17 protein-coding genes, 1 tRNA gene and 1 pseudogene are annotated in these 17,389 nt (G+C 38.8%); 1 reads left to right on the top strand and 18 read right to left on the bottom strand.

From position 1 onward, the window contains the following. Nucleotide 1: 1 nt before the first annotated feature. The 14 genes and pseudogenes from LJE12_RS09270 to LJE12_RS09205 form a co-directional block, all read right to left on the bottom strand. Entirely contained in the window at nucleotides 2–682 is a 681-nt protein-coding gene (locus LJE12_RS09270; protein ID WP_005347231.1) for a GTP pyrophosphokinase, read from the bottom strand. A gap of 38 nt (nucleotides 683–720) precedes the next feature. Continuing rightward, nucleotides 721–1,698: a choloylglycine hydrolase gene (bsh, locus tag LJE12_RS09265; RefSeq protein WP_118339757.1), complete on the bottom strand. Its 978-nt coding sequence runs from the start codon at nucleotides 1,696–1,698 to the stop codon at nucleotides 721–723. Between the two features lie 134 nt (nucleotides 1,699–1,832). Further along, a complete protein-coding gene (locus LJE12_RS09260; protein ID WP_118339754.1) occupies nucleotides 1,833–2,237 on the bottom strand; it encodes a hypothetical protein in 405 nt (134 codons plus the stop codon). Between the two features lie 7 nt (nucleotides 2,238–2,244). Further along, on the bottom strand, nucleotides 2,245–2,541 hold the full coding sequence (locus LJE12_RS09255; RefSeq protein ID WP_118339751.1) for a hypothetical protein: 297 nt from the start codon (nucleotides 2,539–2,541) through the stop codon (nucleotides 2,245–2,247). A gap of 12 nt (nucleotides 2,542–2,553) precedes the next feature. After that, nucleotides 2,554–2,973: pseudogene (locus tag LJE12_RS09250) on the bottom strand (ParB/RepB/Spo0J family partition protein); the annotation flags it as partial. Beyond that, on the bottom strand, nucleotides 2,963–3,748 hold the full coding sequence (locus LJE12_RS09245) for a ParA family protein (protein ID WP_055171506.1): 786 nt from the start codon (nucleotides 3,746–3,748) through the stop codon (nucleotides 2,963–2,965). The gene LJE12_RS09245 and the pseudogene LJE12_RS09250, both read right to left, overlap by 11 nt. A gap of 14 nt (nucleotides 3,749–3,762) precedes the next feature. After that, complete coding sequence (locus LJE12_RS09240) at nucleotides 3,763–4,728, bottom strand: ParB/RepB/Spo0J family partition protein (RefSeq protein ID WP_173681795.1); 966 nt, start codon at nucleotides 4,726–4,728, stop codon at nucleotides 3,763–3,765. Nucleotides 4,729–5,054: 326 nt separating this feature from the next. Next, nucleotides 5,055–5,128: transfer RNA gene (locus tag LJE12_RS09235), tRNA-Arg, on the bottom strand. 490 nt (nucleotides 5,129–5,618) lie between these two features. Beyond that, nucleotides 5,619–6,428: a hypothetical protein gene (locus tag LJE12_RS09230; protein ID WP_227226889.1), complete on the bottom strand. Its 810-nt coding sequence runs from the start codon at nucleotides 6,426–6,428 to the stop codon at nucleotides 5,619–5,621. A gap of 236 nt (nucleotides 6,429–6,664) precedes the next feature. After that, a complete protein-coding gene (locus LJE12_RS09225; RefSeq protein WP_008708032.1) occupies nucleotides 6,665–7,540 on the bottom strand; it encodes a DUF3881 family protein in 876 nt (291 codons plus the stop codon). A 32-nt stretch (nucleotides 7,541–7,572) separates the two neighbouring features. Further along, a complete protein-coding gene (serS, locus tag LJE12_RS09220; RefSeq protein ID WP_227226888.1) occupies nucleotides 7,573–8,865 on the bottom strand; it encodes a serine--tRNA ligase in 1,293 nt (430 codons plus the stop codon). Nucleotides 8,866–9,057: 192 nt separating this feature from the next. Next, nucleotides 9,058–9,576 carry a DUF4446 family protein gene (locus LJE12_RS09215; RefSeq protein WP_020993348.1) on the bottom strand — a complete coding sequence of 173 codons (519 nt, stop codon included), beginning with the start codon at nucleotides 9,574–9,576 and terminating at the stop codon, nucleotides 9,058–9,060. 13 nt (nucleotides 9,577–9,589) lie between these two features. Then, complete coding sequence (locus tag LJE12_RS09210) at nucleotides 9,590–10,564, bottom strand: ParB/RepB/Spo0J family partition protein (protein ID WP_025578450.1); 975 nt, start codon at nucleotides 10,562–10,564, stop codon at nucleotides 9,590–9,592. Continuing rightward, the gene (locus LJE12_RS09205) at nucleotides 10,564–11,331 is read right to left on the bottom strand and encodes a ParA family protein (RefSeq protein ID WP_025578451.1); all 768 of its coding nucleotides are present in this window, start codon (nucleotides 11,329–11,331) and stop codon (nucleotides 10,564–10,566) included. Before LJE12_RS09205 ends, LJE12_RS09210 begins: the two co-directional genes overlap by 1 nt. Before the next feature lie 633 nt (nucleotides 11,332–11,964). On the opposite strand from LJE12_RS09205, the gene LJE12_RS09200 reads away from it, so the two are divergent. Continuing rightward, entirely contained in the window at nucleotides 11,965–12,918 is a 954-nt protein-coding gene (locus LJE12_RS09200) for an alpha/beta fold hydrolase (RefSeq protein WP_227226887.1), read from the top strand. 66 nt (nucleotides 12,919–12,984) lie between these two features. Here the strand turns inward: LJE12_RS09200 and LJE12_RS20615 are convergent, their stop codons facing one another. The 4 genes from LJE12_RS20615 to LJE12_RS09185 form a co-directional block, all read right to left on the bottom strand. Further along, nucleotides 12,985–13,089 (bottom strand): DUF6783 domain-containing protein, encoded by a 105-nt coding sequence (locus LJE12_RS20615; RefSeq protein WP_320055410.1) that lies wholly within the window; start codon nucleotides 13,087–13,089, stop codon nucleotides 12,985–12,987. Nucleotides 13,090–13,177: 88 nt separating this feature from the next. Then, nucleotides 13,178–15,022 (bottom strand): DUF4340 domain-containing protein, encoded by a 1,845-nt coding sequence (locus tag LJE12_RS09195; RefSeq protein ID WP_227226886.1) that lies wholly within the window; start codon nucleotides 15,020–15,022, stop codon nucleotides 13,178–13,180. After that, entirely contained in the window at nucleotides 15,023–16,507 is a 1,485-nt protein-coding gene (locus tag LJE12_RS09190) for a GldG family protein (RefSeq protein ID WP_055053956.1), read from the bottom strand. A gap of 17 nt (nucleotides 16,508–16,524) precedes the next feature. Next, on the bottom strand, nucleotides 16,525–17,388 hold the full coding sequence (locus tag LJE12_RS09185; protein WP_055053957.1) for an ABC transporter permease subunit: 864 nt from the start codon (nucleotides 17,386–17,388) through the stop codon (nucleotides 16,525–16,527). Nucleotide 17,389: the final 1 nt, after the last annotated feature.

Here is a 17,389-nt window from a genome sequence, read left to right as displayed (position 1 = left end):
CCTAAATTTCGTGGAACATACCAATTTTGTCTTTTATTCTCTGCATTTCATTATCTGCTTCAATGATAGCTCTTGCAGAATGAAGTAATTCTTCACTTATCTCATCATAGCCAGGCATTTCTTCAATTCCTTTTTTATAGCGAAGTTGATGTTCCAATGTTGCCCAGAAATCCATACCATTGGTTCGAATCTGTAATTCTACACGCATAGGTGTTTTACCCTTAGCAAAAAATACTGGTATTTCAACAATCATATGATAGCTTCGATAACCATTCGATTTTGGATTTTTTATATAATCTTTTATTTCAATAACTTTAATATCATCCTGTTGGGTAATCAAATCTGATATCATATAAATATCGTCAATAAACGCACAAACTATTCGAACGCCTGCTACATCATTGAGATATGTCTGTATATTTTCTGTTGTAAATTCATATCCCATCTTCTGCAGTTTATCGTAAATACTATTGGGCTTCTTAATTCTTGTTTTTATAAAAGAAATAGGATTTCGATTGTTCTCAACTGAAAATTCATCATCCAAAACCTCAAGTTTAGTTTGTATCTCCCGAATAGCACAACGATACATCATCATTAAATTATAAAATTTTGTAGCATTATTTAAAAACTGTAGTGATTCCGGACTGTTCATCCTGAGTTTTTTTACTTCATCTTTTGTCATGGAACTTTCCTTTCTACCTCATCCCTGATTTCAAAACATTATTTATTTTGATAGTTGATTCGTTCTCCTTGAATTACTGGATAACAAATCATTTTATCACTATCCAGATTTTCTACATGCATATCTACTGCACTGATCTGATGGTTTTCATAAGTATTGTAATAATAAATACCTTTTGTAACATTACAACACGACGTATACAATGTGATTTCATATTTTCCATCCGCTACTTCGCAACATCCTCGTTGCTGATCCACAGATCCGAGAATGTGGAAGAATTGGCTAACGCTTTCTTCCTCTGATTCACCTGAAATTGCATTTACCTTTGTAAAAGCTACACGTACAAAGCGTGAGGAAGATGAGAGATCTCCCGGAAGACCTAATCCTCCCATACCTCTACTATATGCATCAAGAGCCAAATTTTCGCAGAAAGTATTTCTGGGCTGTTTAGGAGATAAATGCATATAATTATTTAGTTGAAACATCTGCTGTGGAAATGGCGGATTATTCGTAAGCACTCCTACTGGATTATCATAAATATGCAAACCATCTGACATAGATTCTACCGTAATTGACTCATTCTCATCAGAAATGATCCAGTGTAATTGTGCTAATGGCAATTGCTCGCTGAAAGGAGTATTAACAATATTAATTCGTTCAAGAAGCTCGCGAACTTCAACTAAAGAAGAACACTGGCTTAAAATCCACGGAATAAATTCAAACTGTGCAATATTTTCCACATCTGGCTTAATCGCGGCATAAACAGCATTTCCGACAAAATTCAGTCCTGCCATTGCCACTCCTTTTTCATTCATAGCATCATAATACAAAGGATAATCCTCTGCAACATGAGCCATTCCAATAATTGCATAATGATTTTTCATATCGCCAACATGGCGAAAATTAAACGCATAATTACGTGGTGTAATTACTATCTGATCACCATAAGAGAATTCATAATCGAGGGTTCGTCCAAAGTAAAAATCTTTTGTTTTATAAGTTGCTGCTGTACACATGATCGTTTATCCTCCTAAATAGATTAAAATATGTCAATGAGTTTTTTTCTTGAACAATAATATAGCACAATCTTTTATTTTGTTCCAACTTCATACATGATCATAACATGTAAACTTTAAACTATTTTCCTAGATTATTTCTCCATCAGTTTTTCAAACCAGGTATTCATAGCTAGGATGAATTGACCTACGTCTGGCAATTCTTGCAGCATTTCGTTTAGGGTTTTGTGCTTCACATATTTCTGCACATACACCCAACAGGCAACGCTACTGGCTTCTGATACAATGTCAGCTATGGTTTTGCGCATAAGCTCTTCAAATTCAGCAATTTCTTCTTTCGGAACAACATCATACAGTGTTGGTGCCTGATGACTTATTTTTACTCCATTTTCATTTGCATCTTTAAGCAGATTCTTAACTTTTTCTCTTGAATCCTCCGGTACTTTCATGTACTCCCACATAAATGCTACCACATCGGCTGGTGTGTCTTTTTTTAGTGGTGGTAACTGAATATAATCATTGTTTTCGCTCATTTTCATATCCTCCTCACGATATAATAAAATCAATAAGACGTTCTCTTGTCATGTCCAGTACAGTGTCCACGAATACTCCTGCAAACAGGATCAGATACAGAATTACACTCAGCGAAAATAGAAATGCAACCTGTACCCAGTCATGATAACAGTATGCAGTCGCTATAATCAACAAAGTGAATATAAACCCAAGGATCCCTCTGACAACCGCATAAGTCTGTACTGTCATCTTCACTGCCAGGCCGATCACAAAAAGAATCAGCCATACCGGCAGTAATAATATCTTCCCAGCAAGTTTTAAAATAAACATGTACACCTCCTATCTTACCATTGCATCAAGTTTCATCTTGTAAGCAAAAGCTTTCTCACTTGGTAACAGTTCCTCTCGCTGAATATTAGCGTCCACCATGGCCACAATGGCATCATCATCTGATAATTCCCTTACAATTGCCGGAATTGTTGTAAGTCCCGCCAGCTGCGCTGCATGCATTCTTCTGTGTCCGGATACCATTTCGTATTCTTCGTTTTCATCCATACGGAGAAGTACCGGTGTCAGCACTCCATTGATTTTTACACTCTCTACCAGATCCTGCATCTTTTCATCATCCAGCACCTTGAACGGATGATTCTTAAATGGATGGATCTTACTGATTTCTATCTCCATTGCAGATTCTTCATTTACCACACCGAGCAGTTCATCAATACTTGCCAGCTTAATCTTTTCGCCACTTCTATTTTTCATTCTTCAAAACCTCCTGTGTTAAGTTCTTATATGCCTCTGCAACCTTTCCTTTTGGACAGTGCATATAGATGCTTTTTCCCTCTGCACTGGTCTCAGCAGCTTTTACAGACATCGGAATTACATTTTCAAATACCTCGATCTGGCTTCCATAGGTTGTATGTACTCTTGATGCAATGTCCCTTGCGTAATTGGTTCTGAAATCTACCATAGTCAGGAGAATGCCCTCGATCGCCAGTTTCCGGTTCAATCTTTTCTTTACTGTAAGAATGGTCTTGATCAGCTGTTGAAGTCCTTTAACAGGCAGATATGCGGCCTGTACAGGTATCAGCACGGAATCGGAAGAAACCAGTGCATTGATCGTCATCATACCAAGGCTTGGCATACAGTCGATCAGGATATAATCGTATCGGGATCTTATCGCATCGATATATTCTTTCATGATCATTTCTCTGCTCATAACATTTCCCATCGTTACTTCCAGTGCGGAAAGTTCAATGTTTGCTGGAAGCAGATCTACATTTTCCTGATGATGTAAGATACCATCTTCTAGATTAATTTCTTCTTCATTGATAACATCCATCATGATCGTTGCCAGTGTAATTCGAAGATCATCCGGTTCTTCATATCCAAGACTTGCTGTTAAACTTCCCTGTGGATCCGCGTCGATCAGCAACACTTTCTTTCCTTCTCTTGCCAGTCCAATACCTACATTTACGGTTGTGGTGGTCTTGCCGACTCCACCTTTCTGGTTTACTACGGATATAACTTTACACATGATTTCTTCCTCCTTTAACTTTCCCATGATTCTTTTTTCCATAATTTTAGCAGTGCCAGTATTTCCCGTTTCATCATTGCCGGTGTATAAGAATTTGGAAAATACTTGTGTAGTTGCTCATTGGTAAATGCTACTCTGGTGATCTCACCTTTTTTAACTTCACTCATGATTTCTTCCATCTTTTCTAACGATAACTGTTTTTCTTTACTCAGCTGCTTTATCCGCTGAGCCTGTGAGAGTGACGGAATCGCCTGTGCATAATCCATTGCTTTAAGCAGTTCTCTTTGTTCATTTTCTTTCAATGCAGCAATCTCTACTGCCGGACAAAAAGAAATAATCTCATCATCCAGTTTCTGCAACATTTCCGGTATAAGCTTTGTCAGTGATATATAACGCTGCACTTGTTTTGGGCTATCACCACAATCCTCACTGATAATATCTATCGATCGTTTTCTTGGTGTTTTGTGGTCAACTTGGCTCTTTTTTCGACCACTTTTTCTTTTTAGTACGTCATTCTTCAGTTTGTAAGCAAAAGCTTTTTCGCTGTAGCTGATCCGTTCTCTGTGAAGATTAGAATCCACCATACTTAAAATGGAATCATCTTCACTTAATACCCGGATGATCACCGGTACTTTTCGGTATCCCAGTTTCTCCGCAGCATGTTTTCTTCTGTGGCCGGATATGATCTCATAGTATCCATCCGGTACCGGTCTGACGATCAGCGGATTTAATATTCCATACTTCTCAATGCTTTCCTGCAAAAGAAACATTTCCTTATCATCTTTCACCTGAAACGGATGCTCTTTGAACGGTCGAAGACGCTCAATCTCAATTTCTATGATTCTTTCTTCGTTTTCTTCTGATTGTCTGTTTGGTTCAGTCATCTTGACTCCTTTCCTCCAGGATTCAGGAACTAAAAAATGCCTGCCTGGAACTTTTTTAGTTAGAAAAGTTCCAAACAGACATTGCTGTTTAACCATTAGCTGTAGCTAATAGAATTGAATACTGTTTCAGCTAATTCATGTTTGCAAGTTTGGGAGAGTTTGTTTCTTTTCTCGCCTTTTCTCTGATTTACATTCCCAAATAAGGGGTGACAACAGAGCAGAACCCAAATGTTAGCTGAACTTCTTAAAACCCATGTTTGCAAACCGGTAATTTTGATTAGCTGTCAGCTAACAAAAATCGGATTTCGTTAGCTGGAAATTGATCATTTTGAATGGAATTTTGTGTCACGAACGTGATTAGAAAATAACAAAAGCGTTCGCTGTCAGCTAATCCAGCTAACATTTTCGAACGCTTTGAAGCCCGTCGCCAAGAGGATTTGAACCTCCGACCCCTCGCTTAGGAGGCGAGTGCTCTATCCAGCTGAGCTATGACGACACATGCCGCAAACCCTTGATTTTACTGGGTTTCTGGGATTTTTCCCTTCGGCCATATATAAGATTATCAACTCTATTTCGAGTTGTCAATCTACAGATTTTTTTGATTTGGTAACATTAGAACGTTCCCCAATTTGGGGAATGCTTTGTTGTCACCTTTGGCATTTTTCAGAATAGATTTGAACTGAAAGTTGTTTTTCATTTTTTCCCTTTGGGGAATGCCTCGGCTTTCGCTTAGGAGGCGAGTGCTCTATCCAGCTGAGCTATATGGACATTTAATCAACACCCATAATATAAGTTACTGTTCACTCCGTTCTCAGTAACTTAACCAAAATTCATTCCAGATTACCTGCGACAATGGGATTTTGGCTTGTATGTCTCGGGACTTTGGCATATTTTTGCAAAAATACCTCGAGGAATAATGGTGTATGAACAGTAACTAATATACTATATTTCAAAGAAAATTACAAGTGCAATCTGGCTTTTCTTATCTAATTTTCTGCTTCCGGATTCCATGTATTATCTTCCAGCTTTTGAATCATCTCACCCAGTTCAACAGTATATGCTACTTTTACATCACTATCCTGTTTAACGATAAACTCAGACAACCCGTAAGCCTGTCCATTATCCGCCCAGTCATAAGTATATCCCAATCTTGTCCATGGATATTCGCCATCATAATAGCTGGAAATAATGTTCGCATCAAACCATGCTTTATAATCCGCATCAACATCTTCGGAGAATGAATCTGTCATTTCTACTGTTCCAATATCCGAAATATATGCCGGACGAAAAACATCTTCCGGTTTTACCCACATAGCTGTAACATAGTTAGATTCATTATCAGGAGTCAGACCAAGCAATTCTTTCATTCTTGTCTGCCAGTCTGTTACACCCTCTTTATTTTCCTGATACCAGTCTTCCAGTTCACCACCTGTAAATGTCCATACATTTCCCCATTCCAGTTTCACATCAGTGCCATCCAGATAACTGTCCGGATATTTATGGAATGTATATAGAAGAACTCTTCCCTCTTCATTATAAACTGCATAAGGCTCTCCCTCATCCAGGCTTACTACCGGAAGAATCTCACCATCCTCAGCAATCATCGCATCTTCAACTGCCTGATCAAAAAGAATCTGCAGATCATCTTCACTTTCAGTAGAGGAATCGGTTTCTGCTGCTTCTTCTGTCTCTGTTGTTTCTTCTGCCTGTACACTTACAGATACCCCGCATGATACAACCATTGCAGAAACCAGAACCCCACTTATCATCCATTGTTTCCATAATTTGTTTTTCATATAATATCACCTTCCTTTTTTCAGTTTTCCACCTTGCCTGCTCCAAGTATATCATAGGAATTCATTCTTTTCTTACCCATGGAATGAATTGCAAATATTCGGCGTGAAATGTATATTTCTATAGCATTTCCTCGTCAAGTGGATTGCTATAAGCATGTTTCACGTGAAACATATTCTTGTAAAACTCAAAATAGCATGGGCGAAATATTCGTCCATGCCATCATAAATCATTTTAATTAATAGTGCAACTGTCCCTGGAGCCATATGATTCCTTTGAATCTACGTCCGATCTTTGGCTCCCCCAGCAAATCATTCTTATTGATACAAACATCAAACTGCATATCATTACAGTCTAATGTAAGCTGGCAGATTTCTTCTCCTGTTATAATGTTCTTGAATGTCATAAAATCCAGAATCTCACCCATGATACTATATTGATCACATTCAATTCCATATGGCATGAAATAGGAATCCACTATAGAAAAAATATCGTCTGTAACTATACGCTGAGAAATCATGGAATATGTATCCATATCCTCCATCGTGAGGCTCTCCATAGCCTCTTCATCACCGTTTCTGGCGGCTGCAATGAGATGATTTCTGTTCTTTGTCAGTTCACGTTCTGCTTTTACTGCTTCTTTATCTTTCTCTACAGGAAAAAGGATTTTTCCTTCCCTGGCCAGCCCGGAAAGGGTTAAAGGCTGGCCACCCGGAAGTATGTTGCCTTTTTCACGCTGTTGCAGATACTCAGCCGCATTCTGAAGATAGAAAATTAAAGTAACCCCAATTCTCAAATCGTCACAGGCACCTGCAAAAGATTCTTTGTCTGCATGTCTTTCTATCACAACACTCTCCTGTGTTGTAATGCCTGTTCCGCGAAAAAAAGGAAAATAATAATCCGGATAAAATACGTTGTTTTCATCATACTGCCCGCAGACAGTAATTCCACAATCGCATCCATAATTCTTGGAAAACTCTGCAAACATACCATCAGGGTAGTTCTCTATGACCGTTTTCTCATCATAAGTTTCAACCACATCCGTAATGATCTGTCTGATACTGCTTCTTTTGGTGATCCTGGAAAAACCAACTGCCCTCAGATAACTGTGCATAAGAACACCTCCCTGAAAAAGCTCACCCTCCATTAAGCGTGCTTTTTCTCAATCTTTGTCATACCACCCATGTATGGCTGCAGAGCTTTAGGAATACTTACAGAACCGTCTTCATTCAGGTTATTCTCCAGGAATGCGATCAACATTCTAGGCGGTGCTACAACAGTATTATTTAATGTATGTGCAAGATATTTCTTACCATCTTTTCCGTTTACACGGATCTTAAGACGACGTGCCTGTGCATCACCAAGGTTTGAACAGCTTCCTACCTCGAAATATTTTTTCTGACGTGGAGACCATGCTTCTACGTCAAGAGATTTTACTTTCAGGTCTGCCAGGTCACCGGAGCAGCACTCAAGTGTACGAACCGGAATATCCAGAGAACGGAACAGATCTACTGTATTCTGCCATAATTTATCAAACCACATCGGACTTTCTTCCGGTCTGCAGACAACGATCATTTCCTGTTTTTCAAACTGATGAATACGGTAAACGCCTCTCTCCTCAAGTCCATGAGCACCTTTTTCCTTACGGAAACATGGAGAATAGCTTGTAAGAGTTTTCGGAAGTTCTTCCTCAGGAATGATCTGATCGATAAATTTACCGATCATGGAATGTTCACTTGTTCCGATCAGGTATAAATCTTCACCCTCAATCTTATACATCATGGCATCCATTTCAGCAAAACTCATTACACCTGTTACAACATTGCTTCTGATCATAAAAGGAGGTACACAGTAAGTAAAACCTCTGTTTATCATGAAGTCACGTGCATAGGAAATTACTGCTGAGTGAAGTCTTGCGATATCTCCCATTAAATAGTAGAAACCATTTCCCGCAACACGTCTTGCACTGTCAAGATCGATTCCATCAAAACTTTCCATAATTTCTGTATGATATGGCACTTCAAAATCCGGAACAACCGGTTCACCAAACTTCTCGATTTCTACGTTCTCGCTGTCATCTTTACCGATCGGTACAGATGGATCGATGATATTCGGAATTACCATCATATCTTTGAGAAGTTCTTCCTCTACCTCTTTCTCTCTTGTGGAAAGTTCTTCAATACGGGTTCCGGAAGCAGCTACCTGTTTCTTTACTTCTTCAGCTTCTTCTTTCTTTCCCTGTGCCATCAGTGCACCGATCTGTTTGGAAATTTTATTTCTCTCTGCACGAAGAGCTTCTACTTCCTGTTTGATTTCGCGATTCTCTTTGTCCAGTTCCAGAACTTTATCCACTAATTCCAGTTTATTATCCTGAAATTTGTTGCGGATATTCTGTTTTACAACTTCCGGATTTTCTCTCACAAATTTAATATCTAACATCTTGTTCCTCCTGAAATATTCTATTACATTATGTAATGATGTCAGGGTAAAATCTGGCAACAACTTTCCCCCTGATATCAATTTATCATATCATGTGCATTCCTGCACAAAACAGATTCTCTTTTAGTATGCTCTTGTTTTCAACTTTTAAACATTACTGTTCACTCCGTTCACAGTAACTTTTAAAAAACTTTATTCTTCAATATTATCCAGTCCAAAATTCACTGCCTTACGAAGTGCCTCTACTTCTTCCTGGCTGAGCATAACGTAGGATTCGCCTTTTACAATTTCTTTCATATACAAAAAGCAATTGTCCCGGCTGTGTACTGCATTTAAGATAAGGCCTGTGTTCTCTTTGTCCAGCAAAGCCAGCGCAAAACTTAACTTTCCACCTACATCATCAAATGCGTCATACTTTTCTACACCATATTTATTAAACATTTTATCAAGATTCTTTTTGATAAAAAGAAGATCATGATCATGTTCTTCCTTCGCATCATAGAGCTTATCTATCTGAGCGAATTTTCTAACGAATACTTTTTCCAGAGACTGTGCATCTGAACCTTTCATGAACGTCTTATATTTACGTTCCAGACGGCTCAGGCGCATATTCATACTGATATTCCTTACCAGCAGGAAGATAGTAAGAATCAGCAGTATAATAATGATGATCCCGGAATCAATTCCAAGATTTTCAAAAATGCCACTCATATTACTGTCACTCCTAACCAATGGATTCGAAAAGATCTATGATTCTTTCCAGTTCATCCTTGGAATAATATTCAATTTCAATTTTACCTTTGTCATTTTTCTTTCTGTGAATCTGGACTCTGGTACCCATGATACTTTTCATTTTTTCTTCCAGACTCTCATATATTGCATCCTCAGCAGAACTGAATTTGCTCTTCTTTGCTGTTTTTGGCGGCTCCAGCATACGTTTTACAAGCGCTTCTGTTTCACGAACACTTAATTTCTCGTCAAAAACCTTCATTGCAATTGATTCCTGCTTTTCCTTATCTGCTATCGAAAGGATTGCCCTGGCATGACCAGCAGTGATCATCTCATCAATCAGCATCTGCTGCACTTTTTCACTGAGTTTGAGAAGTCTCATTGCATTTGTTACTGCTGTTCTGCTCTTCCCTACACGCTCTGCGATTTCATCCTGTTTCAGATGAAATTCATCAATCAGTCGTTTATATGCCATCGCTTCTTCCACAGGGTTTAAATCTTCCCGCTGAATATTCTCAATCAGGGAAATTTCTACTAATTCCTGCTCAGAAAACTCTTTAACAATTACAGGAATCTCTGTCAGTCCGGCAAGCTTTGCCGCTCTCCAGCGTCTTTCACCTGCAATTATTTCATAGTAGTCCTTTTTATCAGACACGAGAAGCGGATGGAGTACGCCGTACTGTTTAATAGACTCAGACAGTTCCATGAGTGCATCTTCATCGAACTGTTTACGTGGCTGATCCATATTCGGCTCTACACTTGAGATCTTTACGATCATTGCCCCTGTTTTCGAATCTGCTGTTTGCTTCTTTGCAACAGTAGGGTTTGTCTGTTTTTCAGCTACGTCAGATTTCTTCTCTGTTTTAACTGTTTTGGTTATTGTCTTTCTGGCAGGTTCTTTGACAACAGATGTTCTGTCTGGAAAAAATGCATCTAAGCCTCTGCCAAGACCGTTTTTTCTTCCTGCCATTAATTATCCTCCCTGTTGAGCACTTCCTCTGCCAGAAGCCTGTAGCTTTCTGCTCCTGCTGATCTCGGATCATAGATATTAATCGGCTGTCCATAGCTTGGAGCCTCCGCCAGTCTTACATTACGTGGAATAATTGTTTTATAAATATTCTGATTTAAATTCTCTTTTACGTTTTCCACTACCTGCAGAGACAGGTTTGTTCTTGCGTCATACATTGTGAATACTACGCCTTCCATTTTCAGACGTTTATTCAGTCTTTCTTTTACCAGATCAATGGTATGAATCAGCTGTGAAAGTCCCTCCAGCGCATAATATTCACACTGGATCGGCACTAATACAGATGTAGCTGCGGTTAATGCATTGATCGTCAGCATATTTAATGACGGCGGACAATCCAGTATTATGTAATCATATTTACGTCGAAGCTTATCTGTGATTCCCTTTAAGATAAATTCTTTATCATCGATTCCTACCAGCTCGATTTCTGCACCGGAAAGATTAATATTAGATGGAATCAGGTCAAGATTCTCAACAACATCTTTTACAATCGTGTCTTTCGTTTCTGCCTCTCCAAGCAAAAGTTCATACAATGTATTTTCTATGCCGTTCTTATCAACGCCGAAACCACTGGTAGTATTTCCCTGTGGATCCATATCAATTGCGAGAACCTTTTTCCCTTTTTCTGCAAGACATGCTGAAAGATTAATTGCAGTTGTTGACTTTCCAACTCCGCCTTTCTGATTAGCAACTGCTATAATTCTTCCCAACTTCATTCCTCCTTTATGAGGTTTTAATTGTAGTTATTCCTATTTTGCCTGTTACATTATTTTTTATAATGCCAACAGGCATACGCAGGTTTATTATAACACTTTTATTTTAATCATGCCACATAATGTTTCACGTGAAACATAAAAAAACACATTATTTTTAGCATAAATATTGTATATTTTGTGGTGATTGACATTTTCTTTTTCCATCAATCGTTACTGTTCACTCCGTTCTCAGTAACGCAGCCAAAATTCCAGATTGCCTGCGGCAATGGAATTTTGGCTTGTATGTCTCGGGATTTTGGCACATTCATGCCAAAACACCTCGCAGGATTGTGGTGTGTGAACAGTAATCATCAAGTTACTGTTCACTGGTAATATCCCGCGAGGTGTTTTTTGTGAGTGAAGGTCACAGAAAACCCGAGACATACCGCGCGAATTTATGCGATTAGCATAAATTCTGTGCATCGCGAAGCGTGTTGCTGTGAACGGAGTGAACAGTAACATCATCAATCCATATGGTTCTTTTTTTCGCATCATATTTTCTTGTAAAACAGACAGTATCGCGGTATAATATGGGTATATAATTTTAGCAGGCTAATCACTTGTTATGCTTGATAAAGGAGGCCGAAAATGAGTAAAAACAAGCACAAATTTCTTACATTTGCTGCTCTGATGACCGGCGCAACTGTTGCTGTTCATTTCATTAACCACACGATTGCTACTGCTGCACAATTAAAACAGATGCTCCACATTTCTAATGACAATTACTTTGAATGGCGCTTTGGGAACATTTATTATACTAAAAAGGGAACTGGGTCACCGATTCTTTTGATTCATGACACTTTACCTGGAGCTTCCGGGTATGAATGGAGCAAAATTGAAGACGAACTGGCAATTGACCATACCGTATATACTGTTGATCTGTTAGGATGCGGACGTTCGGACAAATCCAGCATTACCTATACAAATTTTGTTTATGTTCAGATGATCAGTGATTTTATCAAAAAAATAATTGGTCAGAAAACAGATGTGATTGCAAGTGGTTTTTCAGGCTCTTTTGTTACTATGGCCTGTCACAATGAGAAAGAACTTTTTAACAAAATCATGCTGGTAAATCCGCCCAGCCTGACTCAATTAAAACAGATGCCAAACAGAAAGGACCGCCTGTTAAAAGCAGCTCTGGAAATTCCGATTTTCGGAACTCTGGTTTATCATATGATCGTATCACGTGATAATATAAATAATCTTTTTATCGAGAAGATGTATTGTAATCCATTCCATGTGGATAATCAAATGGCAGATGCTTATTATGAAGCAGCTCATAAAGGTGGATATTATACCAGATTTTTGTACTCCAGTCTTGCAGCTAAGTATATAAATATAAATATCTGTCATGCACTTAAGGCACTGGATAACAGTATTTATATTGTTGAAGGTGAAACAGAGCCAAACGGAAAGGCTATCACTGATGATTATTGTGCCTCCAACCCGGCTATTGAAGTTTCTGTTCTCAAAGAAACAAAACATCTTCCACATGTTGAAGCACCTGAAGCGTTTCTTGAACAGGTTAAAATCTTCTTTTAAGCCTTATATTTAAGCCAGAATGAGTCGACGAGTTGATTTTGAGACAGTTTTGAAGGATAAATTTTTTTATTTCAAGTCGGAAGAAGGCGACGTTGCGGTGACTACAGCAACCGAATTCAGACAAAATATACCGCAAAGTGGGACGTGCAGATTGTGGGAATAATTTTTCAAACACGCTCTAATACAACAAAAAGTGAGGCAGGCATATGGAAGAAATTCTATATGCCTGCCTCACTTTTTTATAGATTCGTTTATTCTTTTACTCTTCTGTACTGTCCGTTTCCTGAGAATCTGTATTCTCCTCTTCGGATGTATCAGAATCGTTTGTTATGCCGGCTGTTTCAGATGTACTGTCATCGGACTCTTCTATGCTCTCACCTGGCATATCTGTTGAATCTGATTTAGTATCATCTGTTGTTGCTTCGTCTGAATCTGTCTTATCTGAACTGTCTTCTTCTGTTCCGACAACTGATTCAAATGCTGTGAACAGTTCTTTTACATTCATCTTATTTACGAGATATACTTTATTATCCACCACTGCTGCATAATAGTTTGTATCGTAGCTATAGTATGCAACTTCCTGTGTATCACCGTCTTCTTCTGTAAATGTAGCTGTTAGTTCTGCATCACCGTCAGGTTCATATTTATCTGTCAGACGTTTCTGAGCCGTCATGTTGATCAGTTTATTGTAGAATGTTGTAAATGTTGTTTCATCCATATCAGAACCATTCAGTTTATAGGTAACTGTTTCTGTATCGTTTCCATCATCATCTGTGGATGTTTCACGTGAAACATTTACTTTATAATCACTGCCCTGATAATTTACTTTGAGGCTTCCGAGGCTGTTTAAAGATACATAACTTACTGTCATATCCCAGAAGTCTTCTTCTGATTTATCAGTGAGCGCGGACAGAGTATCCGTTGACATCGTATAGACTTCATTGCTGTCATTTACCATGACATATCTGCTGCTGTCATCTGTTTCATTTCCAACAAGAATTGTAAGCTGCTTATCTGCCATCTTAGTTTCTTCTTCCGAAGAATCCTCATTGTCTGATGCACTGTCTGAGTTTTCTGATGTTTCATCTTCTGTTTCTTCACCGTCAGTATCTTCAGCCTCGGATGTTTCATCCGTAGTTTCACTTACACTTTCGTCTGATTCTGTATCCTGTTCAGCATCGTCACTATTTTCTTCCACAGATGAAGCATCTTCATCTGCCGTCTCACCGGAAGCTGTCGTATCATCTTGTGTGTCATCATCAGCAACTTCTTCCTGATAATCTACTGTGATTGTTGCATATGGTTTATCCAGACCATATTTGCTCTTGTCGTCGCATTTATAATCTGCAAGTGAACTATATGCCATGCTTCCGAATGAGGATACCAGAGAACTTACGGTAGCTGAGTCTGCTTTTTCTTCATCCTCGCTGCCTTTTACTGACCAGGTACTTGTATCTTCGTCTTTTGATAATTCATAGGAATTATCGCCGTCTACAGAAATTTTTGTAATGGTATCTGTATTGGAAATTGCAGGGAAATCTTCCATCTGCGCATAATCATTCAATGATTTGGTAAACGGCTCTACGCAGGAAGAATCTATCAGGTATACTGTCTTCTCATCATCATCTTTTCTTACATAATACTGACTGGTGGAGGAATTTTCATCTCCCACATACAGTGTAGTTGTTATGTCATCGCCATCTTCCTCATCAGATTTTGTTACAATCTTAATCGTGTTTGACGGAGAGTCCAGACCATATTCTGAAAGATCATCTACGTCCTCCAGAACTCTGTCTGAATCGACAGATGCAATAGCAGATTCTGCACTGTCCAGAGTAGTCTGATTTACCGGAAAATCTGTTTCGTCTTTCTTTACCCAGCTGTCATCATCTTTTTCAAATGTTGTCTCTGTATCATCAACCATAAAATCCAGAGATTTAATGTTATCTGTTGATGCAGTAAATACAGTTGTGCTTTCTTCAGAATCTTCTTCGGATTCTTTCTGCTCCTGATGGGCTACATAGGTTTTTACACCTGCGTAAGCCCCGCAGCAGACACCAAGAACTACAACTGCAAGAACCATTTTTACAGTTTTATTCTTCATTTAAGCTTTTCTCCTCTTCATCCAGACTGCAAACCCTACAACAAGGAAGAATCCAGGAATCAGACCGATGGTGCAGATCTTCCAGAATGCAGCATCATAGTCTGTAAGTGTCAGATAAGATACGGACAGGCTCTTGGATGGGATAGATACGGTTGCACTGTCTTCTGTGTCTGTCATCCACTTCAGGGATTCGATAATCAGCTTCTCATTTCCGCCGGATACCATCTGATTTACCTGTGATTCCATCAGATTGGAAGTTGAATAGTATACGATCTGCGTTTCTTTGTCATCATCCAGAGTCTCTGTGATGCTTACTCCCAGATCAAATGGGCCAGCTTCGTCTCCGTCTTCTTTCTCCAGAGTATCACTGTTCAGATCTGTCTTGGAATATGCCTGGTCTGATGTGGTGAGGATACTGTTGATCGTTACGGTATCTCTTACATCATCCATTTTTTTGATTCCCTGTGCATATGGTACAAGTACATAATATCCTCCGGAAACAGTCTCAGAGCTTGCATCTGTGCTGTTTATAGTCGGAACCAGATAATATGGCATCTGCATTGCATAATGCTGATTATCACCTTCAAATACGATTCCAGCTTCTCTCTGAACACCATAGTTTTCCAGAACTGCATCAAAGTTTGGCAGATCTTCTGTTGTATAATCAGAGAAAATCATCGCCTTTCCGCCATTTTCAAGATAATCGATAATAGCAGTCTTTTCATCTTCTGAAATATCTGTGGACGGAGAATCAATGAACAGGCAGTCTGCATCATCCGGAACACTTCCCTCTGTAAGAAGATTCAGAGACTGAATATCCATGTTTGCCTTCTCGATGTCTTCTTTGATAGTAGAATCCATCTCCTTCTCACCATGTCCCTCGAGTGTATAAAGGATCGGGAGATCTTCGGATGTTACATATCCAATCGCACTTGTGATCTGACCTTCACCGTCGAAACCGGTGGTCTGAGAGCTGTAGGTCTGATAATCAATTGTGCTCTCATAGATATTGTTGTAATCAATGACTTTATTTCTGTCGCCGCATACAACGATCAGACTGTTTGCAGAAAGATCATCACTTGTATATTCCGTTACAAATTTAGGATTTACTACAGGATCCTTCTGCTCTACTTTAATATGCTTGGATTCATCTTCATATTTCTTAAGCAGATTGGTAATATTCTCATCTTCAGAACCGCTCTGTGCAATCTGGTAAATTGTTACGTCCTTGTCCAGATCTTTCAGCATTGCTTTTGTATCATCACCAATACTGTAGAGTTTCTGGCTGCTGATATCAATTTCTGAATATTTGGACGGAATCGCATTTACGATCATGTTGAGCACTACAACTACTGCAATAAATATCACTGACATAACCATTGTGTAAGAACCGTTTTTGATATGCTTCTTACTGATGGTGCCAATCAGTTTCTTTTTGTCAAATTTTTTATGCTTATTATTTTTCATCTTTTCTTTCAGTTTCATTTTCTTTCACCTCCCCACTAATTCCAGCGTCTCTTCAAAATAGACTGTGTTGTAAGGAACAGGCATACTGCGATCACAGAAAGAAAATATACAATTCCTTTTATATCAAAGATGTTACTTGTAAAATTATCAAAGTGTCCGCTCAGATTAAACACATCCAGGACTTTCTGAATACCGCCCTCAAAAATACTGGATTTTACTACATAAATAATAATCAGTGCCACTTCTCCAATCACACCGATCACTGCTGAGATCAGAATATTCTTGATCATGGTATAGATAATGATGGCTGCTGCCAGGATCAATAACCCAAATGTCACGCATGTCGACATAGATGTCTGAGAGAAGAATGAAGAAATACCATTCATCATGTAAAATGCAAATAAGAAAACAAATGTGAGTACCGCTGCAATTACCTGGCTCTCAGTTAATGCTGACATAAATACACCGATTGCAATATTTGCACATCCCAGGAGAAAGAATCCCAGGACTGCTGTATATGCAGATGCAAACTCTACTGTGCCAAACCTGGACATAATCAGCGGATAAGTACACATAACTGCCATCGGAACAGCAAATACAGTTACCAGTGCAAGATATTTACCTATTACAATACCGCTCACAGAAACCGGTGCTGTCAGAAGCAACTGATCTGTTTTCTGTTTTCTTTCCTCTGCAAGTACACGCATAGTCAAAATCGGTACTCCGATCAGGAATGCAAAGGTAATTGCGCTTAAGGTGTATTCAAATTTCGGATATGCTGATGAAAGCTGATATGCTGAAAAATAAATACCTGTCAATACAAGAATGAAAAAGATAAATAAATATCCTACCATGGATGTCAGGTAACTTTTCAGCTCTCTTTTATATATAGCTGTCATG

The sequence above is a fragment of the Blautia sp. DFI.6.71 genome (assembly GCF_020593585.1).
GTDB lineage: Bacteria > Bacillota > Clostridia > Lachnospirales > Lachnospiraceae > Blautia_A > Blautia_A wexlerae.
This window is presented reverse-complemented; position numbering and strand designations above follow the sequence as displayed.

Coding starts and splice junctions, on each gene's coding strand:
- LJE12_RS09270 (WP_005347231.1), bottom strand. CDS start 682: ATGACAAAAGATGAAGTAAAAAAACTCAGGATGAACAGTCCGGAATCA.
- bsh (WP_118339757.1), bottom strand. CDS start 1,698: ATGTGTACAGCAGCAACTTATAAAACAAAAGATTTTTACTTTGGACGA.
- LJE12_RS09260 (WP_118339754.1), bottom strand. CDS start 2,237: ATGAAAATGAGCGAAAACAATGATTATATTCAGTTACCACCACTAAAA.
- LJE12_RS09255 (WP_118339751.1), bottom strand. CDS start 2,541: ATGTTTATTTTAAAACTTGCTGGGAAGATATTATTACTGCCGGTATGG.
- LJE12_RS09245 (WP_055171506.1), bottom strand. CDS start 3,748: ATGTGTAAAGTTATATCCGTAGTAAACCAGAAAGGTGGAGTCGGCAAG.
- LJE12_RS09240 (WP_173681795.1), bottom strand. CDS start 4,728: ATGGTTAAACAGCAATGTCTGTTTGGAACTTTTCTAACTAAAAAAGTT.
- LJE12_RS09230 (WP_227226889.1), bottom strand. CDS start 6,428: ATGAAAAACAAATTATGGAAACAATGGATGATAAGTGGGGTTCTGGTT.
- LJE12_RS09225 (WP_008708032.1), bottom strand. CDS start 7,540: ATGCACAGTTATCTGAGGGCAGTTGGTTTTTCCAGGATCACCAAAAGA.
- serS (WP_227226888.1), bottom strand. CDS start 8,865: ATGTTAGATATTAAATTTGTGAGAGAAAATCCGGAAGTTGTAAAACAG.
- LJE12_RS09215 (WP_020993348.1), bottom strand. CDS start 9,576: ATGAGTGGCATTTTTGAAAATCTTGGAATTGATTCCGGGATCATCATT.
- LJE12_RS09210 (WP_025578450.1), bottom strand. CDS start 10,564: ATGGCAGGAAGAAAAAACGGTCTTGGCAGAGGCTTAGATGCATTTTTT.
- LJE12_RS09200 (WP_227226887.1), top strand. CDS start 11,965: ATGAGTAAAAACAAGCACAAATTTCTTACATTTGCTGCTCTGATGACC.
- LJE12_RS09195 (WP_227226886.1), bottom strand. CDS start 15,022: ATGAAGAATAAAACTGTAAAAATGGTTCTTGCAGTTGTAGTTCTTGGT.
- LJE12_RS09190 (WP_055053956.1), bottom strand. CDS start 16,507: ATGAAACTGAAAGAAAAGATGAAAAATAATAAGCATAAAAAATTTGAC.
- LJE12_RS09185 (WP_055053957.1), bottom strand. CDS start 17,388: ATGACAGCTATATATAAAAGAGAGCTGAAAAGTTACCTGACATCCATG.